Origin of the sequence: Streptomyces hiroshimensis, from assembly GCF_014650335.1 — a bacterium.
Lineage (GTDB): Bacteria > Actinomycetota > Actinomycetes > Streptomycetales > Streptomycetaceae > Streptomyces > Streptomyces hiroshimensis.
In genome coordinates, this window is the sequence record NZ_BMUT01000002.1 from 482,417 (window position 1) to 509,092 (window position 26,676).

At 72.5% G+C, this 26,676-nt stretch carries 20 protein-coding genes and 2 pseudogenes; 9 read left to right on the forward strand and 13 right to left on the reverse strand.

Annotated elements, in window-relative coordinates; translation table 11 throughout:
• Positions 1 to 23 precede the first annotated feature (23 nt).
• From IE241_RS07485 to IE241_RS07495, 3 genes are all read right to left on the reverse strand, one after another.
• Complete coding sequence (locus IE241_RS07485; protein WP_190020812.1) at positions 24 to 605, reverse strand: TetR/AcrR family transcriptional regulator; 582 nt, start codon at positions 603 to 605, stop codon at positions 24 to 26.
• Positions 606 to 1,258: 653 nt separating this feature from the next.
• On the reverse strand, positions 1,259 to 2,263 hold the full coding sequence (locus IE241_RS07490; protein ID WP_190020813.1) for an aldo/keto reductase: 1,005 nt from the start codon (positions 2,261 to 2,263) through the stop codon (positions 1,259 to 1,261).
• A gap of 166 nt (positions 2,264 to 2,429) precedes the next feature.
• Positions 2,430 to 3,914: an MFS transporter gene (locus IE241_RS07495; RefSeq protein ID WP_308433644.1), complete on the reverse strand. Its 1,485-nt coding sequence runs from the start codon at positions 3,912 to 3,914 to the stop codon at positions 2,430 to 2,432.
• 101 nt (positions 3,915 to 4,015) lie between these two features.
• On the opposite strand from IE241_RS07495, the gene IE241_RS07500 reads away from it, so the two are divergent.
• Positions 4,016 to 4,915 (forward strand): helix-turn-helix transcriptional regulator, encoded by a 900-nt coding sequence (locus tag IE241_RS07500; RefSeq protein WP_190020814.1) that lies wholly within the window; start codon positions 4,016 to 4,018, stop codon positions 4,913 to 4,915.
• Between the two features lie 561 nt (positions 4,916 to 5,476).
• On the opposite strand, the gene IE241_RS07505 is transcribed toward IE241_RS07500, so the two are convergent.
• Both IE241_RS07505 and IE241_RS07510 read right to left on the reverse strand, forming a co-directional pair.
• Complete coding sequence (locus tag IE241_RS07505) at positions 5,477 to 5,926, reverse strand: MarR family winged helix-turn-helix transcriptional regulator (protein ID WP_190020815.1); 450 nt, start codon at positions 5,924 to 5,926, stop codon at positions 5,477 to 5,479.
• Entirely contained in the window at positions 5,923 to 7,341 is a 1,419-nt protein-coding gene (locus IE241_RS07510) for an MFS transporter (protein ID WP_190020816.1), read from the reverse strand. Before IE241_RS07510 ends, IE241_RS07505 begins: the two co-directional genes overlap by 4 nt.
• A gap of 102 nt (positions 7,342 to 7,443) precedes the next feature.
• Between IE241_RS07510 and dusB the strand changes: the two genes are divergently transcribed.
• The 3 genes from dusB to IE241_RS07525 all read left to right on the forward strand — a co-directional run bounded on the left by dusB (position 7,444) and on the right by IE241_RS07525 (position 13,435).
• Positions 7,444 to 8,586 (forward strand): tRNA dihydrouridine synthase DusB, encoded by a 1,143-nt coding sequence (dusB, locus tag IE241_RS07515; protein WP_190020817.1) that lies wholly within the window; start codon positions 7,444 to 7,446, stop codon positions 8,584 to 8,586.
• 390 nt (positions 8,587 to 8,976) lie between these two features.
• The gene (gene ppdK, locus IE241_RS07520) at positions 8,977 to 11,691 is read left to right on the forward strand and encodes a pyruvate, phosphate dikinase (protein ID WP_190020818.1); all 2,715 of its coding nucleotides are present in this window, start codon (positions 8,977 to 8,979) and stop codon (positions 11,689 to 11,691) included.
• 691 nt (positions 11,692 to 12,382) lie between these two features.
• Entirely contained in the window at positions 12,383 to 13,435 is a 1,053-nt protein-coding gene (locus IE241_RS07525) for an ArsR/SmtB family transcription factor (protein WP_190020819.1), read from the forward strand.
• Positions 13,436 to 13,474: 39 nt separating this feature from the next.
• On the opposite strand, the pseudogene IE241_RS07530 reads toward IE241_RS07525, so the two are convergent.
• From IE241_RS07530 to IE241_RS07545, 4 genes and pseudogenes are all read right to left on the reverse strand, one after another.
• Positions 13,475 to 13,696 (reverse strand): annotated as a pseudogene (locus IE241_RS07530) (carbohydrate ABC transporter permease); the annotation flags it as partial.
• 60 nt (positions 13,697 to 13,756) lie between these two features.
• Positions 13,757 to 14,626 carry a carbohydrate ABC transporter permease gene (locus IE241_RS07535; protein ID WP_190020820.1) on the reverse strand — a complete coding sequence of 290 codons (870 nt, stop codon included), beginning with the start codon at positions 14,624 to 14,626 and terminating at the stop codon, positions 13,757 to 13,759.
• 8 nt (positions 14,627 to 14,634) lie between these two features.
• On the reverse strand, positions 14,635 to 15,555 hold the full coding sequence (locus tag IE241_RS07540) for a carbohydrate ABC transporter permease (protein WP_190020821.1): 921 nt from the start codon (positions 15,553 to 15,555) through the stop codon (positions 14,635 to 14,637).
• A gap of 1 nt (position 15,556) precedes the next feature.
• A complete protein-coding gene (locus tag IE241_RS07545; protein WP_190020822.1) occupies positions 15,557 to 16,804 on the reverse strand; it encodes an ABC transporter substrate-binding protein in 1,248 nt (415 codons plus the stop codon).
• A gap of 147 nt (positions 16,805 to 16,951) precedes the next feature.
• On the opposite strand from IE241_RS07545, the pseudogene IE241_RS07550 reads away from it, so the two are divergent.
• A pseudogene (locus tag IE241_RS07550) lies at positions 16,952 to 17,416 on the forward strand (RNA-guided endonuclease InsQ/TnpB family protein); the annotation flags it as partial.
• A 720-nt stretch (positions 17,417 to 18,136) separates the two neighbouring features.
• Here the strand turns inward: IE241_RS07550 and IE241_RS07555 are convergent.
• Positions 18,137 to 20,038 carry an APC family permease gene (locus tag IE241_RS07555; protein ID WP_190020823.1) on the reverse strand — a complete coding sequence of 634 codons (1,902 nt, stop codon included), beginning with the start codon at positions 20,036 to 20,038 and terminating at the stop codon, positions 18,137 to 18,139.
• Positions 20,039 to 20,258: 220 nt separating this feature from the next.
• Here IE241_RS07555 and IE241_RS07560 point away from each other — a divergent pair, with 220 nt between their 5' ends.
• On the forward strand, positions 20,259 to 20,858 hold the full coding sequence (locus IE241_RS07560) for a hypothetical protein (RefSeq protein ID WP_229898894.1): 600 nt from the start codon (positions 20,259 to 20,261) through the stop codon (positions 20,856 to 20,858).
• Between the two features lie 29 nt (positions 20,859 to 20,887).
• Here the strand turns inward: IE241_RS07560 and IE241_RS07565 are convergent, their stop codons facing one another.
• Together IE241_RS07565 and IE241_RS07570 are read right to left on the reverse strand one after the other, a co-directional pair.
• Positions 20,888 to 21,814: an oxidoreductase gene (locus IE241_RS07565; protein WP_190020824.1), complete on the reverse strand. Its 927-nt coding sequence runs from the start codon at positions 21,812 to 21,814 to the stop codon at positions 20,888 to 20,890.
• A gap of 137 nt (positions 21,815 to 21,951) precedes the next feature.
• The gene (locus tag IE241_RS07570) at positions 21,952 to 22,365 is read right to left on the reverse strand and encodes a nitrite reductase small subunit NirD (RefSeq protein ID WP_190020825.1); all 414 of its coding nucleotides are present in this window, start codon (positions 22,363 to 22,365) and stop codon (positions 21,952 to 21,954) included.
• Between the two features lie 203 nt (positions 22,366 to 22,568).
• Here IE241_RS07570 and IE241_RS07575 point away from each other — a divergent pair, with 203 nt between their 5' ends.
• Entirely contained in the window at positions 22,569 to 23,354 is a 786-nt protein-coding gene (locus tag IE241_RS07575) for a sulfite exporter TauE/SafE family protein (RefSeq protein ID WP_190020826.1), read from the forward strand.
• Positions 23,355 to 23,460: 106 nt separating this feature from the next.
• On the forward strand, positions 23,461 to 24,417 hold the full coding sequence (locus IE241_RS07580; protein WP_229898897.1) for a trypsin-like serine peptidase: 957 nt from the start codon (positions 23,461 to 23,463) through the stop codon (positions 24,415 to 24,417).
• A gap of 48 nt (positions 24,418 to 24,465) precedes the next feature.
• Here the strand turns inward: IE241_RS07580 and IE241_RS07585 are convergent, their stop codons facing one another.
• Positions 24,466 to 25,164 (reverse strand): SanA/YdcF family protein, encoded by a 699-nt coding sequence (locus IE241_RS07585; protein WP_229898899.1) that lies wholly within the window; start codon positions 25,162 to 25,164, stop codon positions 24,466 to 24,468.
• 134 nt (positions 25,165 to 25,298) lie between these two features.
• On the opposite strand from IE241_RS07585, the gene IE241_RS07590 reads away from it, so the two are divergent.
• On the forward strand, positions 25,299 to 26,657 hold the full coding sequence (locus IE241_RS07590; RefSeq protein WP_190020828.1) for a deoxyguanosinetriphosphate triphosphohydrolase: 1,359 nt from the start codon (positions 25,299 to 25,301) through the stop codon (positions 26,655 to 26,657).
• Positions 26,658 to 26,676 lie beyond the last annotated feature (19 nt).

Sequence of the window (26,676 nt, forward strand, 5' to 3'; positions counted from 1 at the left end):
GCCCCGCTGCCGTCCCGCTGCCGCTAGGCCTCCAGCCCGCGCAGCAGCAGATCGCACACGGTGTCGAACGCCGCCTCGATGCCCGGGGCCGACCAGTCCGCGGCGTAGGCCGGGTCGTGGAAGCGGTTGGTCGCGTCCCACAGGGCGCGGGCGGTGGCGGCGGGGTCGGCGGCGGCGAACTCGCCGCGGCGGACGCCGCCCTCCACGATCCGGGCCAGCTGCCCGATCATCGTCTCGATGTGCCGGTCGACGGTGGTGCTGTTCTCGCCGACGAGGACCATGTACGTGGCGAACAGCTCGGGATCGTCCCCCGCCTTGCGCCGCTTCGCGGCGAACAGCGCGGCGAGCCAGGAGCGCAGGCGCGGGCCGGCGGGGCCGTCCGCGTCGGCGATCGCCGACAGCTCGGCGTGCGACAGGTCCAGCCAGCGCTGGGTGACCGCCTCGCGCAGGGCGGCCTTGCTGCCGTAGTGACGGTAGACGCTGCCGTGACTGACCCCCAGCGCGCGGGCGACGTCGACCACGGTCGCCTTGGCTGGGCCGTAGCGGCGCAGCACGTCCTCGGTCGCTTCGAGGATGCGTTCGGGGGTCAGCGGCGCGGGCGGCATACGGGCTCGTACCTTTCGGCTAGGGGCGGGCGGTCCGGGAGTGACGTACGCCCAGATGGACGGTACCTGCCCGGCGCCGGGCGCGTTCTCCTGCCGGGGGCAGGGAGAGCAGAGAGGCCGCGCGTCTCTGTCCCGCCGCCGCGGCGGGCAACCACCGCGGCGGAGTCCGGCGGTGCCGGGCCGGCCTCGGGGCCTGGGTTGTGTGGCACCGCCGGGACGTGCCGTCCGGGTTTCTCGCCGTTGCGGCGGGTTTTCCTGCCGGGGGCAGGGGGCGTAGAGAGGCCGCGCGTCTCTGTCCCGCCGCCGCGGTGAGCAACCACCGCGGTGGAGTTCGGCGGTGCCGGGCCGGCCCCGGGGCCTGGGTTGTGTGGCACCGCCGGGACGTGCCGTCCGGGTTTCTCGCCGTTGCGGCGGGTTTTCCTGCCGGGGGCAGGGGGCGTAGTGAGGCTGTGCCTCTCTGTTCCGCCGCCGCGGTGAGCAACCACCGTGGTGGATTTCGGCGGTGCCGAGCCCGGCTCGGGCCGTGTGGCACCGCCGGGACGCGCCGTCCGGCTTCCCGCCGTTGCGGCGGACACAGGGTTCCGCCGCCGCGGCGGCGTCCGGTGGTGCCGGAGGCACCCCGGGCCGGGGGTCGGGCGAGCCGCCCGCAGGGCTCACCGCTCGCTGTCGAGGTGGGCCATCTGGGACTCCGGATAGCGCGCTCCGGACGCGGCGCCGGCCGGGACGGCCTCCTCGATGGCGGTGAGGTCGGCGGCGTCCAGGGTCAGGTCGAGCGCGCCGAGCGCCTCATCGAGGCGGTCGCGGCGGCGGGCGCCGACGAGGGGGACGATGTCCTCGCCCTGGGCGAGGACCCAGGCGATGGCGGTCTGCGCGACGCTCGCGCCCTTGCTCTCGGCGACCTTGCGCAGGGCGTCGACCAGGTCGAGGTTGCGCTGCAGGTTCTCGCCCTGGAAGCGCGGGCTCATACCGCGGAAGTCGCCCGCACCGAGCTGCCGGTCACGGCTGAAGTGGCCGCTGATGAGGCCCCGCGAGAGCACGCCGTACGCGGTGATGCCGATGCCCAGCTCGCGCGCGGTGGGCAGGATCTGCTCCTCGATGCCGCGGGAGATCAGCGAGTACTCGATCTGCAGGTCGGAGATGGGCGCCACGGCCGCGGCCCGGCGCAGGGTGTCGGCGCTCACCTCGGAGAGGCCGATGTGGCGCACGTGGCCGGCCTCGACGAGCTCGGCGATGGCGCCGATCGTCTCCTCGACCGGCACGTCGGGGTCGACGCGGGCGATGCGGTAGACGTCGATGTGGTCGGTGCCCAGGCGCTGCAGGGAGTAGGCGGCGAAGTTCTTCACCGCGGCGGGCCGGCCGTCGTAGCCGGACCAGCCGCCGTCCGGGTCGCGCAGGGCGCCGAACTTGACGCTGGTGAGCGCCTTGGCGCGGTCGGCCTCGCTCGTCGTGCGCAGGGCCTCGCCGATGAGCAGTTCGTTGTGGCCCATGCCGTAGAAGTCGCCGGTGTCGATCAGGGTGACGCCGGCGTCGAGCGCGGCGTGGATCGTGGCGATCGACTCGGCGCGGTCGGCCTCGCCGTAGAGGGCGGACATGCCCATCGCGCCGAGACCGAGGGCGGAGACCTGGGGGCCGGTGGTGCCGAGGGTGCGGTGCTGCACGGGGGCTCCTTCAAAGGGGAAGCGGGAAAAAGGGAGCAATCCGCCTTGAAAGGGGTAAGCCGGATTGCGGGCTCCCCTGAAGAGTGACACATGGACTGACAGATTTCAATATCTGTCAGTCCATGTGTCTTTCCCCTGTGTCTTTCCTCCGTGTCTTCCCTCCGTGTCATCCCTCCGTGCGTGGCATCCGCAGTGTCAGCAGCACCGTCGCCACCACCGTCACCAACTGCACCCCCAGTGTCACCGCCAGCGCATCCCGCATCCCCATCGCATCCGACAGCGACAGGAACAGCGACCCGAGCGTGGCCACGCCCAGCGCCATGAACGACTGCTGCGTGGTGACCATGACCCCACTGCCCACGCCCGCCTGCGCCACCGGCACCTCGCTCAGCACCGTCCGCAGCGTCAGCGGCAGCAGCAGCCCCTGGCCCAGCCCCTGGACGGCCAGCCCCGCGCACGGGCCCCACACGCCCGGCCCGTCCCAGCCCCAGAAGAAGGCGGCCGCCACCGCGAGCAGCCCCGCCCCCTGGATCAGCGCCCCGGCCGTCACGACCCGCCGCCCGTAGCGGCTGAACAGCCGTGGCCCGGCCAGCGAGCCCGCGAAGAACGTCAGGCACATCGGCAGCAGCGACAGCCCCGCCGACAGCGGACCCATCCGCAGCCCCTCCTGCAGCACCACCGCCAGGACGAACATGAAGCCGCCCCAGCCGAGCGAGAACGGCACCAGCACCGTCAGCCCCGTACGCACCGACCGCACCCGCAGCAGCGACGGCGGCACCAGCGGCGTACGCCCCTCCTCGCCCGACCGCTCCAGGCGCCGCTCCGTGACGGCGAACGCCACCGCCGCGAACGGGAAGACCGCCAGCAGCACCCACGACCACACCGGCCAGCCCGTCGCCCGGCCCTCCGTCAGCGGCACCAGCAGGGAGATGAGGGAGAGCGAGAGCAGCGCCGTGCCCAGGACGTCCACCCGCGTCGGGCGCGCCGAGCGGGTCTCGGGTACCGCACGGCCCGCCAGCAGCAGCGCGACCGCCGCGACCGGCGCGTTCACCAGGAAGATCGACCGCCAGCCGCTGCCCGCGACGTCGGCGGCGACCAGCACCCCGCCCAGCACCTGGCCGACCGAGGCGGAGACCCCGGCCGTGCCGCTGTAGAAGCTGAGCGCCCGGGACCGGGCCGCCCCGCTCGTCGTGGCCTGGATCGTCGCCAGCACCTGGGGCAGCATCAGCGCGGACGCCGCGCCCTGCGCGATCCGCGCGATCACCAGCTCCCAGGCGCCCGGCGCGAGGCCGCACGCCACCGAGGTCACACCGAACGCCGCCGTGCCCCACAGGAACAGCCGGCGCCGCCCCACCATGTCGCCCAGCCGTCCGCCGAGCACCAGCAGGACGGCGTACGCGACCCCGTAGCCGCCCACCACCATCTCCAGGAGCGCCGGGCCCGCGTGCAGGTCGTGGTCGATGGCGGGCAGGGCGACGTTGACGATGAAGAAGTCGACCATGGGCAGGGCCGCGCCGGTCAGCACGGTGAACAGGCCCAGGGGGGTCAGGACGGGATGGGGGGTGGTGACGGGGGTGGTGACGGGGGCGGTGACGGGGGCAGGGGCGGCAACGGCCGCGGAGGCCGGGGAGGTTATTCGGGTATCGCTCACCGTCCTGACGATGCCCGGCCGCCCAGCCCGGTACCAGAGCGTCCTTATCCTGGTACCAGCACTACCTGGAACGGGCCGCCCGGCTCGCGCACGCTGGAGAGATGACCACGATGCTGCAGGAGTCCCGGGCCGTCCCCGCTCCCCTCCTCGCCCCCGCGCCCGCGCCCGCGCCCACTCCCGACGACGTACGCCGCGGGGAGCTCGCCGCCTTCCTGCGCAGCCGCCGCGAGCGCGTCTCCCCCGAACAGGCCGGGCTGCCGCGCGGGCCCCGGCGGCGCACGCCCGGGCTGCGCCGGGAGGAGGTCGCCCATCTCGCCGCCGTGGGCGTCACCTGGTACACGTGGCTGGAGCAGGCCCGCGACATCAAGGTCTCCCCGCAGGTCCTCGACGCCGTCGCCCGCGCCCTGCAGCTCGACCGCAGCGAGCGCAGCCACCTCTTCGCCCTCGCGGGCGCGGTCGATCCGCTGCCGGAGACCGACTGCCCCGGGGTCTCCGCGGACCTGCGGATGATGCTGGAACAGCTGGAGCCGTTCCCCGCCTGCATCCAGAACTCGCGCTACGACATCCTCGCCTACAACCGCACCTACAGCGCGCTGATGTGCGACCTCGACAAGCTGCCGCCCGAGGAGCGCAACTGCATGTGGCTCGCCTTCACCAACGCCGAGGTGCGCGCGACGTTCGTCGACCGGGAGGAGACGATCCGGGCGATGGCGGCGAAGTTCCGCGCGGCGATGGCCGAGCACCTCGCCGATCCGGCGTGGAAGAACCTGCTGGCGAAGCTGCTGCGGGCGTCGCCGGAGTTCCGGGTGCTGTGGGCCCGGCACGAGGTCGCCCCGGTCACGGCGTACCGGGTGCGCACGCTGTGGCACGCCCGGACGGGCGAGCTGCGCCTGAACCACACCAGCCTGTGGACCGGCCCGCACCCGGGCGGCCGCGTCGTGACGTTCACCCCGGCGGACGAGGAGACCCGCGCCCGCCTGGCCGCACTGACGCGCGGCTAGCCACCCTCAGCGGTCGGGCCCGGCCTCCGGCCGGAGGCCGGACCGGCCCGCCCCGGCCGGAGGCGCGGGCTGGTTCGGCACCGCCGGAGAGCGCCGTTCAACATCTCGCCGTTGCGGCGGATATCTTCTGCCGCCGCCGCGGCGAGCAACCACCGTGGTGGATTCCGGCGGTGCCGGACCGGCCTCCGGCGCGGTGCCGATCCGGCCTCCGGCCTGGGTCGCGTGGCACCGCCGGAGCGCTCCGTCCGGGTTCTTGCCGCCGCAGCGTGCACTTTTCCGCTGTGGCGGACTTTCTGCCGCCGCCGCGGTGAGCAACCACGGCGGTGGAATCCGGCGGTGCCGGTCCGGCCTCCGGCCTGGGCCGTGTGGCACCACCGCCGGACAGCGCCGTCCGGGTTCTCGCCGTTGCGGCGGGTATTTTTCCGCGGTGGCGGTGAGCCACCATCCGCGGCACCGTTCGGGGTCTCGCCGTCGCGGCGGACTTTCTGCCGCCGCCGCGGCGGGCGACCACGGTCGTGGATCCCGGCGGTGCCGGACCGGCCCCCCAGCCGGCCCGTGGGATCACCCCGTGGGGTGCCGCTCTGTCAGGCCCGCCATATGGGCCGTGATGCGGTCCAGTGCCGCCAGGTCCTCCGCCGGGAGGGCGAGGAGGGACGGCGGCGGGGTGCCCAGGATGGCTTCCGCCCGGGCCGCCGCCTTCCGGCCCTCCGGTGTGGCCGAGACGATCTTCGAGCGGCGGTCGGCCGGGTTCGCGGTGCGTTCCACCAGGCCGCGGCTTGCCAGGTCGTCCACGACCAGCGTCGCGTACGGGCGGTCCGTCAGCAGTTGCTCGGCCAGCTCCCGGAGGGTGAGCGGGCCCCGGGCGATCCGCCGCAGCGCCTTGATGCGGAAGAAGCTCATGCCGAGCGCGTCGACGACCTCCTTGCGCCGCTCGTTGCCGCCGAGGACGATCTCCCGCAGCTGCATCCAGGCACGCTGCGCCGCCGCCTCGTGTGTGTCGTGCGTGGTCATGGTGTGGTCACCGGGATCCTGCTCCGCTCGGCGTGGGGGTCGGGGCGGGCCGCGGCGCGCTCGGCGGTCCGGGCGGCCCAGCGGCCGGTGGTGATCGTACCGACCACGAGGACGGCCGCCCCGCACCCGGCGACGATCCACCAGCCGGTCTCCTGCAGCCCCGCGGCGACCGTCGCGCCGATCACGGCGACGCCCAGCGAGCTGCCGACCTGCCGGCTGGTCGAGGCGACGGCGGCGGCGACCCCGGCCCGGGCGCGCGGCAGGCCGGAGACGGCCGTGTTGGTGATGGGCGCGTTCACGAGGCCGAAGCCGATGCCGAAGAGAACGTAGGCGGTCAGCAGCAGGGCGTCGGAGGAGCTCGCGTCGAAGGCCGCGAAGAGCAGGCCGCTCGCCGTCATCGCCACTCCCGCGAGCAGAAGCGGCAGCCGCGGCCCGCGGGCCCCGACCAGCCGGCCCGACAGGGGCGCGAAGACCAGGCACATGACGGCCATGGGCAGCATGTAGAGGCCGGCGTCGAGGGCCGAGAGCCCGCGCTCGTTCTGCAGGTGCAGGGTGTTGAGGAAGAGGAAGCCGCCGAGCGCGGCGAAGGCGGACACCGCGGTGACGGTGGCGCCACTGAAGGGCGCGCTGCGGAAGAGCCGCGGCTCGATCAGGGGTTCCGCGCGGCGCCGCTCGTAGGGGACGAGCACGGCCAGGGAGGCGGCGGCGACGGCGAAGCAGCCGAGGATCAGCGGCGAGCCCCACCCCGCGGCGGCGCCCTCGATGATCCCGTACGTGAGCGAGCCGAGCAGCGCGATCACCAGCAGCTGGCCCACGGGGTCCGCCCGGCGGGCCGTCGCGGCGCGCGACTCGGGGACGTACCGCGCGGTCATGGCGAGCGCGGCCAGCCCCACCGGCAGGTTGATCCAGAAGATGGCCCGCCAGCCGGTCGTCTCGACGAGCGCGCCGCCGATGATCGGCCCGGCGGCCATGCTGATGCCGACGACGCCGCCCCACACGCCTATCGCGCGGGCCCGCTCGCGGGGGTCGGTGAACGTGTTCGTGATGATCGACATGGCGACGGGGTTGAGCATGGAGCCGCCCACGGCCTGCACCATGCGGAAGACGACCAGCCAGCCGAGCCCCGGCGCCAGGCTGCACAGCACGGATCCGGCGGTGAAGAGCACGAGCCCGGTCTGGAAGACGCGTCTGCGACCCAGCCGGTCCGCGGTGGAGCCGGCGAGCATCAGCAGCGAGGCGAGGACGACGGTGTAGGCGTCGATCGTCCACTGCAGCCCGGAGACGGAGGCGTCGAGCTCCCGCTGCATGGAGGGCAGCGCCACGTTGAGGATCGTGTTGTCGAGGCTCACCATCAGCAGGCTCGTGCAGCAGATGGCGAGGATCAGCAGCCGGCGGCGCCGGGAGAGCTCAGGCACTGGGGACCCCCTGGGGAGTGGGCGCACAACAGATGGTTGTACATCTCCAATGATTTTAAGAGTACAACTAAACTTCCGGTCGCGGTACGCGACAATGGGGCCATGACGAATGACGCCGCCACGCCGCTCCAGATCGGCCCGCACACCGTGTGGCCGCCGGTGGTCCTCGCCCCCATGGCGGGCATCACCAACGCGCCCTTCCGCACGCTGTGCCGCGAGTTCTCCGGCGGCAAGGGGCTGTTCGTCAGCGAGATGATCACCACCCGCGCCCTGGTCGAGCGCGACGCCAAGACCATGCGGCTGATCCACTTCGACGGCACCGAGAAGCCCCGCTCGATCCAGCTCTACGGCGTCGACCCGGTCACCGTCGGCAAGGCCGTCCGCATGATCGTGGACGAGGACCTGGCCGACCACATCGACCTCAACTTCGGCTGCCCGGTCCCCAAGGTCACCCGCAAGGGCGGCGGCTCGGCCCTGCCGTACAAGCGCAACCTGCTGCGCTCGATCCTGCGCGAGGCCGTCGGCAACGCCGGCAGCCTCCCGGTGACGATGAAGATGCGCAAGGGCATCGACGACGACCACATCACCTTCCTCGACGCCGGCCGGATCGCCGTCGAGGAGGGCGTCACCGCCATCGCCCTGCACGGCCGCACGGCCGCCCAGCACTACGGCGGCACCGCCGACTGGGAGGCCATAGCCCGCCTCAAGGAGGCCGTGCCGGAGATCCCCGTGCTCGGCAACGGCGACATCTGGTCGGCGGACGACGCCGTGCGGATGATGCGCGAGACCGGCTGCGACGGCGTCGTGGTCGGCCGCGGCTGCCTCGGGCGCCCGTGGCTCTTCGGCGACCTGGTCACGGCCTTCGAGGGCGGCGGCACCCCCGCCGCGCCCACGATGCGCGAGGTGGCCGCCGTGATGGTGCGCCATGCGACGCTCCTCGGCGAGTGGCTGGAGAGCGAGGAGCGCGGCGTCATCGACTTCCGCAAGCACGTGGCCTGGTACACCAAGGGTTTCTCCGTCGGCTCGGACATGCGCAAGAAGCTGGCGGTCACCTCGTCCCTGGACGAGCTGAACGCTCATCTGAGCGAGCTGGATCTGGACCAGTCCTGGCCGGCCGGTGCCGACGGCCCCCGTGGCCGTACGTCGGGCCGCAACCGCGTGGTGCTCCCGGACGGCTGGCTGGACGACCCGTACGACTGCGCGGCCGTCGGTGCGGACGCCGAACTCGACACATCCGGCGGCTGATGCGTCGTCCGGCGGCGTGATTCTCGCCACCCCTGATCAGGTGCTCGCTCAGATGAGCGGTATACACAGGGGTGCATCTCTTGAGGGGTGGCACTGCGTGCCACCCCTCTTGCGTTCATGACTTGATGTCGCATCCTCCATTTGGTCGACGCTCCGTGTTGCTTAGACTTCAGCCGGTCATCCTGTCTTCAGAAGTCGAACAATCGGCTTTCGGACCCTTTACCGGGGCGTGACTTTCGATCTGCTGGCTGACAGGCGGTTACGCCCATATGGCCGGGGGGTGGACCTCCTCATAAGCCTTCGATCTGGGTACGCTCCCCGCCGTCAGCACGTTTGAGCACGCCTTCCCCCAACTGTGTACGGGGGGACCCCAGTGAGGAGTCGAGTCCCGTGCCGGAAACCACAGATCAGCAGAAGTTCGTCTACGACTTCACCGAGGGCAACAAGGACCTGAAGGACCTGCTCGGCGGGAAGGGCGCCAACCTCGCCGAGATGACCAACCTCGGTCTGCCCGTCCCCCCCGGCTTCACCATCACCACCGAAGCCTGCAAGGTCTACCTCGACAGCGGCACCGAGCCCGTCGCCCTGCGCGACGAGGTCTCCGCCCACCTCGAGGCCCTCGAGAAGCAGATGGGCAAGAAGCTGGGGCAGGCGGACGACCCGCTGCTGGTCTCGGTCCGCTCGGGCGCCAAGTTCTCCATGCCCGGCATGATGGACACCGTCCTCAACATCGGGCTCTCCGACGCCTCCGTGGCCGGGCTCGCCGCCCAGGCCGGGGAGGAGCGGTTCGCGTGGGACTCCTACCGCCGCCTCATCCAGATGTTCGGCAAGACCGTCCTCGGCGTCGACGGCGACCTCTTCGAGGAGGCCCTCGACGAGGCCAAGCGCGCCAAGGGCGTCACCACCGACGTCGAGCTCGCCGCCGCCGACCTGCAGCGCCTGGTCGAGGAGTTCAAGGCCATCGTCGCCAAGGAGACCGGCCGGGACTTCCCGCAGGAGCCGCGCGAGCAGATGGACCTCGCCATCCGCGCGGTCTTCGACTCGTGGAACGGCGACCGCGCCAAGCTCTACCGCCGCCAGGAGCGCATCCCCGGCGACCTCGGCACCGCCGTCAACATCTGCTCCATGGTCTTCGGCAACCTCGGCCCCGACTCCGGCACCGGCGTCGCCTTCACCCGCGACCCCGCCAGCGGCCACCAGGGCGTCTACGGCGACTACCTGCAGAACGCCCAGGGCGAGGACGTCGTCGCGGGCATCCGCAACACCGTGCCGCTCGCCGACCTGGAGCGCATCGACAAGGCGTCCTACGACCAGCTGATGCAGATCATGGAGACGCTCGAGACGCACTACAAGGACCTGTGCGACATCGAGTTCACCATCGAGCGCGGCAAGCTGTGGATGCTGCAGACCCGCGTCGGCAAGCGCACCGCGGGCGCGGCCTTCCGCATCGCCACGCAGCTGGTGGACCAGGGCCTGATCGACGAGGCCGAGGCGCTGCAGCGCGTCACGGGCGGGCAGCTCGCGCAGCTGATGTTCCCGCGCTTCGACGAGAAGGCGAAGACCGAGCTGCTCGGCCGCGGCATCGCCGCCTCGCCCGGCGCCGCCGTCGGCAAGGCCGTCTTCGACTCCTACACCGCCGTGAAGTGGTCGCGCTCGGGTGAGAAGGTCATCCTCATCCGCCGCGAGACCAACCCCGACGACCTCGACGGCATGATCGCCTCCGAGGGCATCCTCACCTCGCGCGGCGGCAAGACCTCGCACGCGGCCGTCGTCGCCCGCGGCATGGGCAAGACCTGTGTCTGCGGCGCCGAGGAGCTGGAGGTCGACACCAAGCGCCGCCGGATGACCGCCCCCGGCGGGGTGGTCATCGAGGAGGGCGAGGTCGTCTCCATCGACGGCTCGACCGGCAAGGTCTACCTCGGCGAGGTGCCCGTCGTCCCGTCCCCGGTCGTCGAGTACTTCGAGGGCCGCGAGCGGGGTGCGGACAGCACCGACGAGCTCGTCCAGGCCGTGCACCGGATGATGACCTACGCCGACGGCGGCCGCCGGCTGCAGGTCCGGGCCAACGCCGACAACGCCGAGGACGCCGCCCGCGCCCGCCGCTTCGGTGCCCAGGGCATCGGCCTGTGCCGCACCGAGCACATGTTCCTCGGCGAGCGCCGCGAGATGGTCGAGCGCCTGATCCTCGCCGACACCGACGCCGAGCGGGACGAGGCCCTCGGGGCCCTGCTGCCGCTGCAGAAGGCCGACTTCGTCGAGCTCTTCGAGGCCATGGACGGGCTGCCGGTCACGGTCCGCCTGCTGGACCCGCCGCTGCACGAGTTCCTGCCCGACATCACCGACCTGTCGGTGCGGGTCGCGCTCGCCGAGGCCCGCCGCGAGCCGCACGAGAACGAGCTGCGCCTGCTGCAGGCCGTACACAAGCTTCACGAGCAGAACCCGATGCTCGGCCTGCGCGGCGTCCGTCTCGGCCTCGTCATCCCGGGCCTGTTCGCCATGCAGGTGCGGGCCATCGCCGAGGCCTCGGCCGAGCGCGTGGCCGCGGGCGGCGACCCGCGCGCCGAGATCATGATCCCGCTGGTGGGCACCGTCCAGGAGCTGGAGATCGTCCGCGAGGAGGCCGAGCGGGTCATCGCCGAGGTCGAGGCCGCGACCGGCACCGGCCTCAAGCTGCCGCTGGGCACCATGATCGAGCTGCCGCGCGCCGCGCTCACGGCCGGTCAGATCGCCGAGGCCGCCGAGTTCTTCTCCTTCGGCACCAACGACCTGACCCAGACCGTGTGGGGCTTCTCCCGCGACGACGTCGAGGCGAGCTTCTTCACCGCGTACCTGGAGAAGGGCATCTTCGGCGTCAGCCCCTTCGAGACCATCGACAGGGACGGCGTCGGCTCGCTGGTGCGGTCCGCCGTCAAGGCCGGCCGGGCCACCCGCCCCGACCTCAAGCTCGGCGTCTGCGGCGAGCACGGCGGCGACCCCGAGTCGGTGCACTTCTTCCACGAGGTGGGCCTGGACTACGTCTCCTGCTCCCCGTTCCGCATCCCCGTGGCGCGCCTGGAGGCCGGCCGTGCGGCCGCGCTCGGCGCCGGGGGCTCTGACAGCCGCTGATGCGGCGGCCGCGGCGACCTGGCACGAACCGGGTCGCCGCGGCGGAGCCGTCGCCGAGGCAACCCGACCCTCAGCCCCGGCGACGGCTCCGGATCCTGAAGGGGCGGCACCCGTGCGGGGGGCCGCCCCTTCGTCCGTGCGCGGCGGTTGCGTACGGTAGACGGGCGGGCGCCCTGTGCGATGCCGGGACGACCGTTCGGTACGTACCAAGCCCCCTCGGCCGAAGGGCCGATGGCGGAAAATCGCCCCTCGCGTGGGGCCTGTGGGGCGTGCGGTGGGGCGCCGGTGTCTCCGGCACATGACGCCGGGGTTACCGGTAGGTGATCGACCTGTGGTGATCCTGCGCCCGAGATGTGCCCGGCCTGTGGCTGACCTGTGGTCATGCCGGTGCCGGACAGGGCGAAGGGGCGGCGCCCGTGCGGGAGCGCCGCCCCTCTTTACTCCCCCACCGGGAGTTGTTGCCGCCCGCATCGGCTCGGGCGGCAACTCGCATACTCAGCGGCCGCTTTTTCGCTCGCCACCCCCCACGGGAACGAGCGGGGGCGGCCCCGAGTGCGTGAATAGCATTTCGCTTCCCCCACGTTCCCCGCGAGTCCTTTCAACTGTGGCCAAAAGGGCGTGGTAACAGCTCGTATCGGTGTGCATACTCAGTGAGCGGGGGGTGGTTGCGGATGTCTCATGTGGGGGTTTGGTGCTGCGCGTCCATTTCACTGGACTCGATCTGGCCCGGTTGCGCCTGGCCGGAGACCCGGACGCACTCTGGGAAACCGTATTGAGCCTCCACCGGCTCCGGGACAAACAAGGCGAGTCGATCTTCGGGGATTGGCGCTCGGAAACCCGGACCAGGTTGAATGGTGAAACTCGGCTTCTCGCCCCGCTGGTGCCTTCCCGCGGGTATTTTCCGGACTTCCTCACACCCCCCGAAGGGGTACTCGGACTCGACTCCGGCATGCAGGCCCTGCGCGAGACGCCGGGGGAGCGGGTGCACCGCGAGCTCGGGCGCCTCTCCACGGCCCGCACGCTCCCCGCTTGGATACGATCCATGGCCGAGGGGGACGACCGTGCCTTCGCCAAGCTCACCGGGGCGCTCCAGGCGTACCACGAAGCCGCGATAGCCCCCTACTGGCAGCACATCCAGGCCCAGATCGAGGCCGACCGCGCCGTGCGCGGCCGGGCCCTGCTGGACGGCGGCGCCGACGCCCTGCTCTCCTCGCTGCCGCCGATGATGCGCTGGCGCGCCCCGGTCCTGGAGGCCGACTACCCCGTCGACCGCGACGTCCACTTGAACGGCCGCGGCCTGCTGCTCGTTCCCTCCTTCTTCTGCCGGCGCACGCCCGTCACCTACCGGGACCCCGACCTCACCCCCGTCCTCGTCTATCCCGCCCGGCACATGTCGGAGTCCGCGCCCGCCGTGCAGACCGCGCCGCGCTCGCTCGGCAAGCTCGTCGGGCACACCCGCTCGGCGGTGCTCGGCTCCATCGGCGGCGGCTGCACCACGAGTGAACTCGCCCGCCGCGTCGGGGTCTCGGCGGCCTCCGCCAGCCAGCACGCGGGCGTGCTCCGCGAGGCCGGCCTCGTCCTGACCCTGCGCAACGGCAGCGCCGTGATGCACACCCTGACACCCCTGGGCGCGGCCCTCCTGCGCGGCGGCCACAGGACGACGCAGCTCGCACCGAGGCCGCCTCAGCCGTCGATCCCCGAGCGTTCCACCCCGGCAACGATGCTGCAATCTCCCGGGGGGTAACCCCCGGACCCCCAGTCGGGGGTCGGGGTGCTCGCCGCCTCAGCCGTCGATCCCCGAGCGTTCGACCCCTGCGACGATGTAGCGCTGCAGCACCAAGAAGACCACCAGTAGCGGTAGCACCGACACGGCCGCTGCCACGAACAGTTCGTGCAGTTTCACCGACTGGGCGGTGGTGAACGTCGACAGGGCCACCTGGACCGTCCACGCGTCGCGGTCCTGGCCGATGACCAAGGGCCACAGGAACGAGTTCCAGGCCCCGATGCTGCATCTCCCGGGGGGTAACCCCCGGACCCCCAGCCGGGGGTCGGGGTGCTCGCCGCCTCAGCCGTCGATCCCGGAGCGTTCCACCCCCGCCACGATGTAGCGCTGCAGCACGAGGAACACCACCAGCAGCGGTAGCACCGACACGGCCGCTGCCACGAACAGTTCGTGCAGCTTTACCGACTGGGCGGTGGTGAACGTCGACAGGGCCACCTGGACCGTCCACGCGTCGCGGTCCTGGCCGATGACCAAGGGCCACAGGAACGAGTTCCAGGCCCCGATGAAGACGATCGTGCCGACTGCCGCGAACACCGGGCGGGAGTTGGGCACGACGACGAGCCAGTACGTGCGCCAGGGGCCCAGTCCGTCCACCTGCGCCGCGTCCTCCAGCTCCCGCGGGAAGCCGAGGAAGTACTGGCGGAAGACGAAGCACGCGAAGGCGCTGAAGAGCGTCGGCACGATCAGACCGCGCAGGCTGGAGACCCAGCCCAGCGACGACACCAGCACGAACGACGGCACGAAGGTGACCGCCGCCGGCACCAGCAGCGTGCCCAGGACCGCGTAGAGGACGGCGTCGGCGTGCCGGTAGGGGATGCGGGCCAGGCCGTAGCCGGCGAGCGAGGCGAGGAGCAGCGTGCCGAGCGTGGTGGCCACCGCGATCAGCGAGGAGTTCAGCAGCGCGTGCGCCATCGGCACGTCGGGGTCGGTGAACAGCTCCCGTACGTTCGACCAGTGCACCTCGGACGGGAAGAACGTCCACTCCGGCGAGGTGATGTCCTCCTCGGCCGCGAGCCCGTTGCGCACCAGCAGGTAGAAGGGGACGAGGAACAGCACGGCCAGCGCGATCAGCAGGACCAGCCGCAGCGCCCGCCCGGCCCGTACGAGGGCGTCGTCCGTCCGCCTCGCGCCTCCCCCGGTACCTCCCGTCATGCCCCCCGTCACGCTTCCCGCCTGCCCAGGCCGAACCAGCGCACCTGCACCACCGACACCACCGCGATCACCAGCGCCAGCACGACCGCGCCCGCACTGCCCAGCCCCAGGTTCTGCCCCTGCCCGAGCGCCGTGTAGTAGAGGTAGACCAGCGGCGGCCGGGCGTACGGCGGATAGCCGCGCGCGTCCGACAGGAGGTTGTAGAACTCGTCGAACGCCTGGAAGGCGTTGATGACCAGCAGCAGCACCACCGCGACCGACGTGGCCCGCAGCGCCGGGAAGGTGATGTGCCGGAAGGTCTGCCACCCCGGCCGCGCCCCGTCGACGGCCGCCGCCTCGTACAGCTGCGGCGGGATGCGCTGCAGTCCGGCGAGGAAGAGCACCATGTAGAAGCCCGCCTGGAGCCACAGCCGGACGGTCACCACGACCAGCCAGTACCAGGGCGGGTCGGTGGCCGACAGCCAGGCCACCGGCTCGGCGCCGAACCAGCCCAGCACGGTGTTGGCCAGCCCGAACCGCACGCCGTTGAAGACCGACAGCTTCCACACCAGCGCCGCCACCACATAGCTGCAGGCCGTCGGCAGGAAGAACACCGACCGGAAGAAGGCCTGCGCGGCCCGCAGCCGCCCCACCGCCAGCGCGAGCCCCAGCGACAGCACGTACGTGGCCGGCACGATGAAGGCCGTGAACAGCACGAACGTGCCGAGCGCGGAGCGGAAGGCCGGATCGCCGAGCACCTCCCGGTAGTTGTCCAGGCCCGTGAAGTCGGTGGGGGAGACGGTGTTGTGCGCGTCGAAGAAGCCGAGCCAGACGCTCCAGGCCAGCGGCACGTACGTGAAGAGGGCGAGGCCGAGCACGAAGGGGCCGGTGAACACCCAGAACCACAGGGCCTGCCGCCGCCTGCGCGCCGCACCGTACGCCGCCGCCACGTCAGGACTTCTTCCCGGCGCGCCGCAGCTCCTCCGCGGTCCGGCGGACGGCCGCCTTCACCTCGCGCTCCGGATCGGCCCCTTCCTTGATGATCCGGCTGAGCGCGTCCTGGTAGGCGGTCTGCGCGGCGACCGTCCACAGCAGCGGCTGGGCGTAGCCGTAATCGTTGGTGAACCCTACGATCTCGGCCGCCGCGCCCTCCTTGAGCTTCGCCGCCTTCGCGGCCAGCGAGGTGCGGGCGGGGATGTGGAAGCCGTAGGAGAGCGCGAAGTCCTCCTGGTGGTCGGTGCGCTCGACCCACAGCCACTTCACATAGGCCTTCGCCTCCTCCCGCCGCCCGCTGCGGGCGCTGACCGCCGCGGCGTACGCGCCGACGGGCACGGCCGGCTTGCCCGCGGGCCCGTCGGAGGGGAAGGGCAGCACCCCGAAGTCGTCGCCGAGCGCCTTCTTCACCTGCGGCAGCGCCCACAGCCCGGACCACTGCATGGCGGTGAGGCCCTGGATGAGTGCCGCCGGGTCGGACCAGTCGGCGGGCGCGCCCAGCAGCAGGGACTTCCCGGCGTAGAGCCGGTGCAGCTTGCCGAGGGTGCGGGCGGCGGTCGGGTCGTCGAAGCCCGGCTTGCCGTCGTCGGTGACGAGCGAGAGGCCCGCCGCGTACAGGGGCGTGCCGCCGAGGACGCCCGCGCCGCCGTCGTTGCCGAGGAAGAGGCCCTTGACCGGGCCGGCGGTGAGCCTGCCCGCGGCGTCGACCAGCTCGTCCAGGGTCCGCGGCGGGCGCACCCCGGCCTTCTCCAGCAGGCTCCGGCGGTAGTAGAGCAGCTGTGTGTCGATCGCCTGCGGGATGCCCCACACACGCCCGTCCCAGGTCTTGGGGGCGAGGACGGCCCGGTTGAAGTCGCCCTTGACGCCCTCCAGCAGGCCGGTGAGGTCGACGACCTGCCCGCCGCGGATCTGGTCCAGGGTCGGGCCGTTGACCTCGAAGACGTCCGGCCCGGAGTCCGTCAGCAGGGCGGCGGCGGTCTGCTGGTCGTAGTTGCCGGGCCGCCACTCGACCCGCACGCCGGCCTTGTCGTACGCGGCGGCGTACCGGCCCACGGCCTGCCGGGTGCCCGCCTCCCCGTACTGGTGGTACCAGTGGGACAGCCGGGGCCGCCCCGAACCCTCCCCGCCGCGCCCCGTGTTGGACCCGCACCCGGTCAGTGCGATGCCCGCACCCCCGGCCAAGAGCAGTCTGCGGCTGATCGGCATGTTCGGTTCTCCCCTTGCTCGCGTCGATGCGCCTGTGCCGTGGGGCGCGGCGTATGCGATCGCACGCCGCAGGGGCTGACGACGGAGGGTGCCTGTAAGAACGTCGTTCTCCGTACCCACAGGACCAGCTTCAGTACCATCGTGCCGATGCAACTCCGTTACAACTACCGGGTGTATCCGGACGGCGGTCAGTGCCGTGCACTGGCGCGGGCGTTCGGGTGTGCCCGGGTGGTGTGGAACGACTGCCTACGGGCCCGCAAGGAAGCGCATGAGGCCGGGCTGTCCTACGTGACGTCCGGTGAACTGTCGAGGCGATGCATCACCCAGGCCAAGCGCACCGAGGAGCGCGCATGGCTCGCCGAGGTGTCAGCGGTGGTGCTCCAGCAGTCCCTGCGAGATCTGGACACGGCCTACAAGAACTTCTTCGATTCGATGAGGGGCAAACGCAAGGGGCCGAAGGCGGCCCTGCCCCGGTTCAAGTCGAAGAAGGACGGAAGGCAGTCCGTCCGCCTGAACACCAACGCCTTCTCTCTCCAACCGGACGGCTCGGTGTACGTGGCCAAGGTCGGTGACATCAAGGTCAGGTGGTCCCGGCCCGTTCCTGCTGCGCCGCCTGTTTAGCTGCGCGGACCAAGCCGCACCGCGATGTCGCGGCAGAGGGCAATGAACTCCTCACGAGACATGCCTGACTTGGCTCGATTCACGTCTGGGTGAACCCACTCAATGTTGTCTGCGGTCAGCGCCTCACGTCCCCCCTTCGACCGAGGGTGTACGTGGTCGATCTCAGCAGTCCCGTAAGTAAGCTTCCGTCCGGTATAGGGGCAAAGTCCCTCTTGGCGTTCAAATGCCGCGATCAGGGCTTTCGCTCCCGCCACTGTTTCGGCCCCCAGGGCCTTTCGTGCTCGGCGCGCAAGGTAGTGGATCAAGCAGCGATCTGTGGAGAACTCGCAGATGGGGCGGGTGCATTTGTGGCATCGATCCAGAAGTGTCTGCCTGTTCCGCCACTTGCGGTGGTAGGTACTCCTTTTGGCTGGGTTGGCCTTGCGCCACTCTCGGTTGTAGGCATTCCGGCACTCGCGGCAGTATCGATCACTGTCCTTGGGCGTCGGCCTTCCACAGTCCTTCCCGCACAGTCGCATGACGTTTATCGTGACACACGAGGCCGATCTTTAGGGGGAAAGCGCGGACAGGCTAAACGCCTGGCAGAGCGCAGGTAAGACCGGGGTGAGAGTCCCGGCACAGCGTGGTGAAGCAGGAAGCCATCGAGACGGCCGTAAGGCCGTGGCAGGAGTCCCCGGTCGTTAGGCCGGGGAGCACGTCAAGACAGGGTGATTAGCGCCGCGTGACGGTCCGCCGGGCGGTCGGTTCCGCGCCGATGCGGAAGCGGAGGCGGCAGATCACCGCGTCCGTGTCCCGGCGCACCGCGTGCGCCACGACCGCGCCGCGCTGGTTCTGCAGCAGCCGCTGCCAGATGTGGGCGGGCTCGACCTCGGGGATCAGGACCGTGACGCGGTTGTCGGGGTGCCGGGCGGTGAGCTCGTGGACGTAGTCGACGATGGGGCGGCCCAGCGCGCGCGTGGGCGCGGGCAGTTCGACCAGGTCGACGCCCGGGTTCCACAGCTCCCAGTCGCGCCGCAGGGACTCGGCGGCCCGCGCCCCCTCCGCGTCGGGCTGGACGGCGGTCACCGCGACCACCTCGTCGCCCAGCGACACGGCGGCGGTCAGGGCCTTGCTGGTCAGCCGGGAGAGGGAGGAGACGGGCACGACGACCACGCTGTGGCAGCGGCGCGGCGCCTCGGGCACCCGGCCGAGCCCCAGCCGCTCGCCGATCCGCCCGTACGCGCGGTGGACGGTCTCGAAGGCCAGCACGATCAGCGGCAGCGCCAGGACGATCAGCCAGGCGCCCTCCTCGAACTTCGTGGCCGTGACCACGACCGCCGACACGCCCGTCAGCAGCGCGCCGAAGCCGTTGAGGCACGCCTTGCCGCGCCAGCCGGCCGAGCGCTCCCGCCGCCAGTGCCGCACCATGCCCACCTGGCAGATGGTGAAGCCCACGAACACCCCGATCGCGAACAGCGGCACGAGGGTGTTGACGTCGCCGCCGGAGAAGACCAGCAGCAGCGCGGACACGGCGGCCAGGGCCAGCACGCCGTGCCGGTGCACCTGCCGGTCGGCCTTGAGGCCGAAGACGTGCGGCAGGTAGTTGTCCCGGGCCAGCAGGGCCATCAGGACCGGCAGCCCGCCGAAGGAGGTGTTCGCGGCCAGCGCCAGCAGGACGACGGTGGCGAACTGCACCACGTAGAAGGCCCAGTTGTGGCCGAGCGAGGCGTCGGCGAGCTGGGCGAGGACGGTGACGCCCTCGGCCGGCTGCAGGTGGAAGCGGCCGATCAGCACCGACAGGCCGATCAGCATGACGCCCAGCAGGGCGCCGAGCGCGACCTCCGTGCGCTGGGCCCGCCGCTGCGCCGGGGCGCGGAAGGACGGCACGGCGTTGGCCACGGCCTCCACGCCGGTCAGGGCGGAGCAGCCCGCGGCGAAGGCCTTCAGGAGCAGCAGCGCGCCGACGGACGTGGCGTTGCCGGTGAGCACGGAGGCGTGCCCGGCAGCGGCTTCGGTGCTCGCGGGCGCGTCCCGCAGCAGCCCGGCCACGATCATCGTCAGGACCGAGCCGACGAAGACGGCCGTCGGCACCATGAACCACTTCGCGGACTCCACGATGCCGCGCAGGTTCACCCCGGTCACCAGGGCCAGCACGGCCAGGCAGATCCACAGCCGGTCGCCGTAGAGGGAGGGGAAGGCGGAGGTCAGGGCCGCGACGCCGGCCGTGACCGACACGGCCACGTTCAGCACGTAGTCCAGCACCAGGGAGGCCGCGGTCACCAGGGCGGTGCGCCGGCCCAGATGACGCTTGGCGACCGCGTACGAGCCGCCGCCGTCCGGGAACGCCGCGATGACCTGCCGGTAGGAGGCGACGAGCACCGCCAGCAGGGCGGCGATCGCGAGCGTGACCGGGAGCGTGAAGCCCAGCCCGTACGCACCCGCCGCGGCCAGCACCAGGACGATCGACTCGGGGCCGTAGGCCACCGACGCCATCGCGTCCAGGGACAGGGCCGCGAGTCCCTGAGTGGCCGTCAGCCGGTGCCGGTCCTCGGCGGACGGCCGCGCGGCGCCGGTATCCGGCGGTTCCTCGTCGGCCCCCCCGGGCCGCTGGTTCGCATGCGCGAGCAGGGACATTCTGTTCGTACCTCCGTGAGTGGGACGCCCAGCGTGCAGCCGCTCCCGCGCGCGTGCGCACGGCCTTGGCGGCCTCTTGGCGGGTTCCGGGGGGATCTTCACGCGTTCTTGACGGCCCGGGCCGGATTACGTCAGCAGGGCGTAAGGGTTGGCCCGAACAGCGTCAGCGCTCCGTCAACAGCGGGCGGTCCGCCCCCGGCCCGGGCCTAGCGTCACGAGCATGGGACGGCGACAGCCCTTGAGGGTGCGGGCAGGCGGGCACGGCACGCACGTACGGCGGACGCAGGCGCAGCCGCCGGGCGGCGAGGTCCTCGCCCACGACCGCGAGTGGCTGCGCGAGGCGCGGGCCGCCTGGTACTGCGGAACAGGCCTCGCGGGCGTCCTCGTCCTCGCCGACCTCGGCCGGGGCAGCCTCGACGGGCCGCGCGGCGCCTGCTGGACCGTGCTCGGGGCCCTGCTCGTGGCCGTGCTGCTGCCGCACCGGGTCACCGCCGGCGACGGCTGGCTCGCCGTGCGCGGCGTGCTGGGCGAGAAGCGCGTCCGCACCGACCTGCTGACGCAGGTGCGCCGCGCGGACGGCATGACACCGCGCCTCGTGCTGCGGGACGCCGGGGGCGGCCGTGTGGAGCTGGACCCGCAAGTCCTCGTCGCCAACCCGCTGCTGTGGCACCGGCTGGACGCGGGGGCCCGCCGCTCACGGCAGAGCGGGCTGCTGCGGGAAGGCGGGGCGGCGCTGGCGGAGCTCACGGAACGGATCGACGGCGAGGGAGCGCGGCGGCTGCTGGACAGCTGTGGCTTCTCCAGCCTGCCCGGCTCATGAGGGCAACGGGGCCCGGGGCGGAGCCCCGGTCACACCCAGGTGTACGTCACGCCCGTCAGCCGCTCCGACGCGGCCCAAAGGCCCGCGCTCGCACGGTCGTTACGCGTCCAGGGCGCCCGGACCGCCCGCCGCGTAGGCGTCCGGCTGCGGAATTCGAAGCGCGGGCCGAAGTAGTCGTCCTGCCGGACGTCCTGCGACGTGGCCGCGTAGAGCGTGGGCAGGGCGCCGTTCTCCGGGCTCTGCGCGAAGAGCCGGTTGCCGAGCTCGACGATGCGCTCGGCGACTTCCCGGCCCTCCATCCGCACCCCGGCCGTCTGCAGGTTGGTCGCCGCGTAGCCCGGGTGCGCGGCGACGGCGACGACCCGCGAGCCCTCCGCCGTCAGCCGCTGCGCGAGCTCGTGCGTGAAGAGCAGGTTGGCGCTCTTGGAGCGGCCGTAGGCGATCCAGCGGCGGTAGCGGTGCTCCATGTTGAGATCGCGCGGGTCGACCGTCCCCAGGACGTGCAGCCCGCTGGAGACGGTGACGACCCGCGCGCCGTGCCCGGCTTCCCGCAGTCTCGGCAACAGCAGCCCGGTCAGCGCGAAATGGCCGAGATGGTTCGTGCCGAACTGCATCTCGAAGCCGTCGACCGTGCGGCGCTGCGGCAGCGCCATCACCCCGGCGTTGTTGATCAGCAGGTCCAGCCGGTCGCCGGGGAGGTCCGCCGCGAAGGCCCGGACGGAGGAGAGGTCCGCGAGGTCCAGCGGGGCGAACTGCACGTCGGCGCCGGGCGCCGCCGCCCGCACCCGCTCCTCGGCCGCCTTGCCGCGCGTGGCGTCCCTGCAGGCCAGGATCACCCGCGCGCCGCGGCGGGCCAGCTCGCGGGCGGTGACGAGGCCGATGCCGCTGTTGGCGCCGGTGACCACCGCCGTGCGGCCGCTCTGGTCGGGGATCTCGCTCGCGTTCCATCCAGTCACGTCTGCTGCGCTCCTCTGCGGTCCGCACCCGGCCCATACGCGTCAGTAGCCCTCGTAGGTCCCAGCGTAGGCGAGGCCGCGGCCGTGCAGGACGGGCATTCGCCCGATACGGTGGCCCGCGCGCGGGGCGCCCCCGCTCAGCGCAGCCGGACCGTATACGCCGGGACCGAGACCGCCGCGTCGTCCAGGCACCTGCCGTCCGTCAGGTCGAAGCGGCGCCCGGCCGGCGGCGAGGCGACGTACGCCCGCCCGCCCGCCGAGCCGAGCGGCCCGCGCGCGAGGACGTACGCGCCGCTGAACGGGTCCTGGTTGCCTATCGCGTACGCCCGTCCGGCCCGGTCGAGGAAGACGGCGGCCTGCTGGCCGTCCGGCAGCAGGACCGCCACGCCCCGCCCGGGCCGCAGATCGCCCAGCTCGCACAAGGCGTGCCACCGGCCCCCCAGGAGCGCTTCGACGCGTACGGACACGGCTGCGGATACGGCTGCGGAAGCAGAGGCCGGTGCGGCCACCGGTGCGGGCACGTGCGGCAGCTGCTCGGGTGCGACGGTCATCGCGGGAGGTCCCTTCGGGAGAGCGGACAGGGACGGTGGGGGAGCGGGCTGCGGAGTGCCCAGAACTGTGGCACAGCCGCCGCCGTCTGTCGCCACCGTGGCACACCTTTTCACCGCCGCCGTGTCGTTCGTGTGTCCGAGTCCCGCCGGGGCTGCGGCCCTGTTCCGCGGGCGAGTTGGGCGGAGCCCGTACGATCGCCGGGGTGACCACCGACATATCGCTGTCGACCCTGCTCGTGCTCTGCCTCGCCGCGGCCGCGGCGGGGTGGATCGACGCGGTGGTGGGCGGCGGCGGCCTCCTGCAGCTCCCGGCGCTCATGGTGGGCCTGCCGCACGTGCCGCCCGCGCACGTCCTCGGCACCAACAAGGCCGTGGCCATCTGCGGCACCGCGGCGGCGGCCGTCGCCTACGCCCGGCGCGCGCCGGTGAACCCGCGCACGGCCCTGCGCATCGGCCTGGCCGCGCTCGGCGGCTCGCTCGCCGGGGCGGTCTTCGCGACCGGCATCAGCAACGCCGTCCTGCGCCCCCTGATCATGGCCATCCTGCTGGCCGTGCTCGCCTTCGTGCTGCTGCGCCCCACCTTCGGCACGACCGCGCCCTCCACCGAGCCGGTCTCCCGGCGCCGCGCCCTCGCCGCGGTCCTCGTCGCCGGCCTCGGCATCGGCTTCTACGACGGCCTCATAGGGCCGGGCACCGGCACCTTCCTCGTGCTCACCCTCGCCGGGATCCTCCACATGGACCTGGTGACGGCCTCCGGCACCGCCAAGATCGTCAACGTCTGCACCAACGTGGGCGCCCTCGTCACCTTCTCCCTCCACGACTCCGTGATCTGGCAGGTCGCCGCGCCCATGGCGCTGTTCAACCTCACCGGCGGCGCGGTGGGGGCCCGGATGGCGCTCAAGCGGGGCAGCGGCTTCGTCCGGGCGGTGCTCCTCGTGGTGGTCGTATCGCTGGTGTGCAAGCTGGGCTACGACCAGTGGGGCGGCTGACCGGAGGACAGCGGGAGGTAAAGCAGGAGGTAAAGCGATAGGGAAATCGGCCCGGCGCGATCCCGTCCACAGCAGATGCGGTTAGCCTGTCGACTACCTTCCTGACGTGGTGGGGGTTCTCGTGCGTTTCTCCCGGTGGGGCCGGGTCCGATGGGTCCGGGCCGTGCTCGCGGGGCTCTATGTCGTCACCCTCGCGGCGGCCGTGCCCCGGGGGGCCGGAGGCCATGGCCGGGAGGGCAGCTGGTCCAGCGAGGAGGCCCGCCGGTTCTGGGGACCGACGCGGATGGAGCAGTCCGTCAAAAGCGGCGGCAGCAGTGACGACGACGCCGACGGTGACGCCGCGCCCCCCGCACAGCGCATCACCGGCAGCGCCCGCCACTTCGACGGCGTGCCGTCCGTGGGCGTGCTGTTCTCCGTCGGCGAGGACATGCGCGACCACCACTGCACGGCCAGCGTGGTGCACAGCCCCAAGGGCAATCTGATCGTCACGGCCGGGCACTGCTCCGTCGGCTCCGACGCCGCGTTCGTCCCCGGCTACCGGGCCGGCGCCGACCGCCAGCCGTACGGGGTGTGGGCCGTGGACCGCGCCTTCACCGACCCCCGCCGCTCCGACGCGGGCGAGGGCTCCGACCTGGACTTCGCCTTCGCCACCCTCAGACCCGACGGCCGCGGCCGCCAGGTGGAGCGCGTCACCGGCGCCAACCGCCTGGTCCGCACCCCCGGCTACGTCAACCGGGTCACGGTCATCGGCTATCCCGACGCCGACGACGACCCCGCCGACCAGGCGATCCGCTGCACGGCCATGACCACCCGCCTCGACGACCGCCGCCAGCTGAGGATGCGCTGCGACGGCTACGTCTCGGGCACCTCCGGCAGCCCCTGGCTCGCCCACTTCGACGAGCGCACGAAGACGGGCGACCTCGTCGGGGTCCTCGGCGGTCTGAACGGCGGCGGGCCGGAGGGGGAGGAGAGCGCGCAGATCTCCTACAGCCCGGTCAACGACGACGAGATCTTCAAGCTGTACCTGGACGCCATAAACGGCCGGGAGCCGGTCAGGAACTAGCGCGCCGACCAGTGGCCGAGCCGGCCAGTGCGCTGACCGGTGCGCCGACTAGCGCGCCGGCCCGTCCGCCAGCGCCTGCTGCACTCCCGGCTCACGCGGCCCCAGGAACTGCGGCCCCGGCCGCACGATCGCATCCAGCGCCGCCTTCCCCGAGGCGAACACCTCGCGCGCACCGCCCGCGTACCAGGTGACGTCGTGCTTGGCGGTCACGCCCACCCCGTACGCGTCGACGCCCGCGGCCCCGCACAGCGCCAGCGCCCGCCGGATGTGGAAGTCCTGGGTGACCAGCACCGCCTTCTTCACCCCGAAGATGCGGACGGCGCGTGTGCACGAATCCCAGGTGTCGAAGCCCGCGAAGTCGCTCACGATCCGCCCCGAGGGCACCCCGCGGTCCGTCAGGTACTTGCGCATCGCATCCGGCTCGTCGTACTCCGCGCGGCTGTTGTCGCCGGTGACCAGCACGACGCGGACCTTGCCCGCCCGGTACAGCTCGACGGCCGCGTCCAGGCGGTGCGCCAGATAGGGGGAGGGCTCGCCCTCCCACAGGCCCGCGCCGAAGACGATGGCGACCGGCGCCGCCGGCACGTCCGCAACGGTCCGCAGACGCGGCTCCGCCGCCGCGTACACCCACGTCACCGGCAGCAGCCCGAGCACGCAGCCGGCCACGGCCGCCCACAGCAGCCGCCGTCTCTCCCGCCGCGTCCGCGGCATCCGCACCCGCATCCGCAGTACGCGGCCCCGCACCATGTCGATCATCCTCCCCGTCGACCGGTAAGGACGTCCCAAAGGCCCCCCGGGTTCCCGCTCCGCCCCGGCCGGGTTCCCGCTCCGCCCCAGCTCACGCCGTCGCTGCTGTCACACCCGCCGGTTACCGTCGGGGTATGAACGCAGCGGCACGCACACCCGGCGAGAAGCCCGTCATCGCCGGATACGACGAGCAGGACCTGGAGCGCTGGGCCCCCGAGCCGGACAAACGCCCCGGGCGCACCGCCTTCCAGCGGGACCGGGCCCGCGTGCTGCACTCGGCGGCCCTGCGCCGGCTGGCCGGCAAGACCCAGGTCGTCACGCCCGGCGTCAGCGCCCAGGCCTGGGACGCCAGCCCCCGCACCCGCCTCACGCACTCCCTGGAGTGCGCCCAGGTGGGCCGCGAGCTCGGCGCGGCGCTCGGCTGCGACCCCGATCTGGTGGAGGCCGCCTGCCTCGCGCACGACATGGGCCACCCCCCGTTCGGCCACAACGGCGAGGAGGCGCTCAACGAATTCGCCGCTCCGTGCGGCGGCTTCGAGGGCAACGCCCAGTCGCTGCGCCTGCTCACCCGCCTGGAGCCCAAGCGGTTCGTCCCCAGCGAGCGCACCGGCGAGCTCGTCAGCGTCGGCCTCAACCTCACCCGGGCCGCTCTCGACGCCGCCACCAAGTACCCCTGGCCGCGCGGCGGCCACCCCACCGACCCGGCCTCCCGCAAGTTCGGCGTCTACGAGGACGACCTCCCCGTCTTCACCTGGCTGCGGCAGGGCGCCCCCGAGGGGCGGCAGAGCTTCGAGGCCCAGGTCATGGACTGGTCCGACGACGTCGCCTACTCCGTGCACGACGTCGAGGACGGCCTGCACGCCGGCCACCTCGACCCCAATGTGCTGCTGGCCGAGCCCGAGCGGCAGGACGTCTTCGCCGTCGCCGCCGGCCGCTACGCCCCGGGGGCCGGGCCCGAAGAGCTCGCCGAGGCCCTCGACCGCCTGCTGGAGCAGGAGTGGTGGCCGCACGGCTACGACGGATCCGCCGTCGCCCAGGCCCGCCTCAAGGACGCCACCAGCCAGCTCATCGGCCGCTTCTGCCTGGCCGCGGAGAGCGCCACACGCGCCGCATGGGGGTACCTCCCAGGCCGTTCAGGCTCTGGGGGAGGGCCCGGTCGGCTCACGCGTTACGGGGCCGAGCTCGTCGTCCCCCGCGAAACCCGCCTCGAATGCGCCGTCTTGAAGGCCGTGGCCGACCGCTATGTGATGCAGCGCCCGGACCAGGAGAAGCTCCGCGCCGACCAGCGCGTCGTCATCGCCGAGCTCGCCGAGGCCCTCACCGCCCGTGCCCCCGACGGCCTCGACCCGCAGTTCCGCTCCCTCTACGCGGCCGCCGCGGACGACGCCGGACGCCAGCGCGCCGTCGTCGACCAGATCGCCGCCCTGACCGACGTCTCCGCGCGCTCCCTCCTCGCCCGCCTCACCGACGGACGTGCTGTGGCAGAAGGGTGACCGAATGTCCACAGAATCC

Coding starts and splice junctions, on each gene's coding strand:
- IE241_RS07590 (WP_190020828.1), top strand. CDS start 25,299: ATGAACGCAGCGGCACGCACACCCGGCGAGAAGCCCGTCATCGCCGGA.
- IE241_RS07585 (WP_229898899.1), bottom strand. CDS start 25,164: ATGGTGCGGGGCCGCGTACTGCGGATGCGGGTGCGGATGCCGCGGACG.
- IE241_RS07555 (WP_190020823.1), bottom strand. CDS start 20,038: ATGTCCCTGCTCGCGCATGCGAACCAGCGGCCCGGGGGGGCCGACGAG.
- IE241_RS07560 (WP_229898894.1), top strand. CDS start 20,259: ATGGGACGGCGACAGCCCTTGAGGGTGCGGGCAGGCGGGCACGGCACG.
- IE241_RS07535 (WP_190020820.1), bottom strand. CDS start 14,626: ATGACGGGAGGTACCGGGGGAGGCGCGAGGCGGACGGACGACGCCCTC.
- IE241_RS07570 (WP_190020825.1), bottom strand. CDS start 22,365: ATGACCGTCGCACCCGAGCAGCTGCCGCACGTGCCCGCACCGGTGGCC.
- IE241_RS07500 (WP_190020814.1), top strand. CDS start 4,016: ATGACCACGATGCTGCAGGAGTCCCGGGCCGTCCCCGCTCCCCTCCTC.
- dusB (WP_190020817.1), top strand. CDS start 7,444: ATGACGAATGACGCCGCCACGCCGCTCCAGATCGGCCCGCACACCGTG.
- IE241_RS07505 (WP_190020815.1), bottom strand. CDS start 5,926: ATGACCACGCACGACACACACGAGGCGGCGGCGCAGCGTGCCTGGATG.
- IE241_RS07545 (WP_190020822.1), bottom strand. CDS start 16,804: ATGCCGATCAGCCGCAGACTGCTCTTGGCCGGGGGTGCGGGCATCGCA.
- IE241_RS07485 (WP_190020812.1), bottom strand. CDS start 605: ATGCCGCCCGCGCCGCTGACCCCCGAACGCATCCTCGAAGCGACCGAG.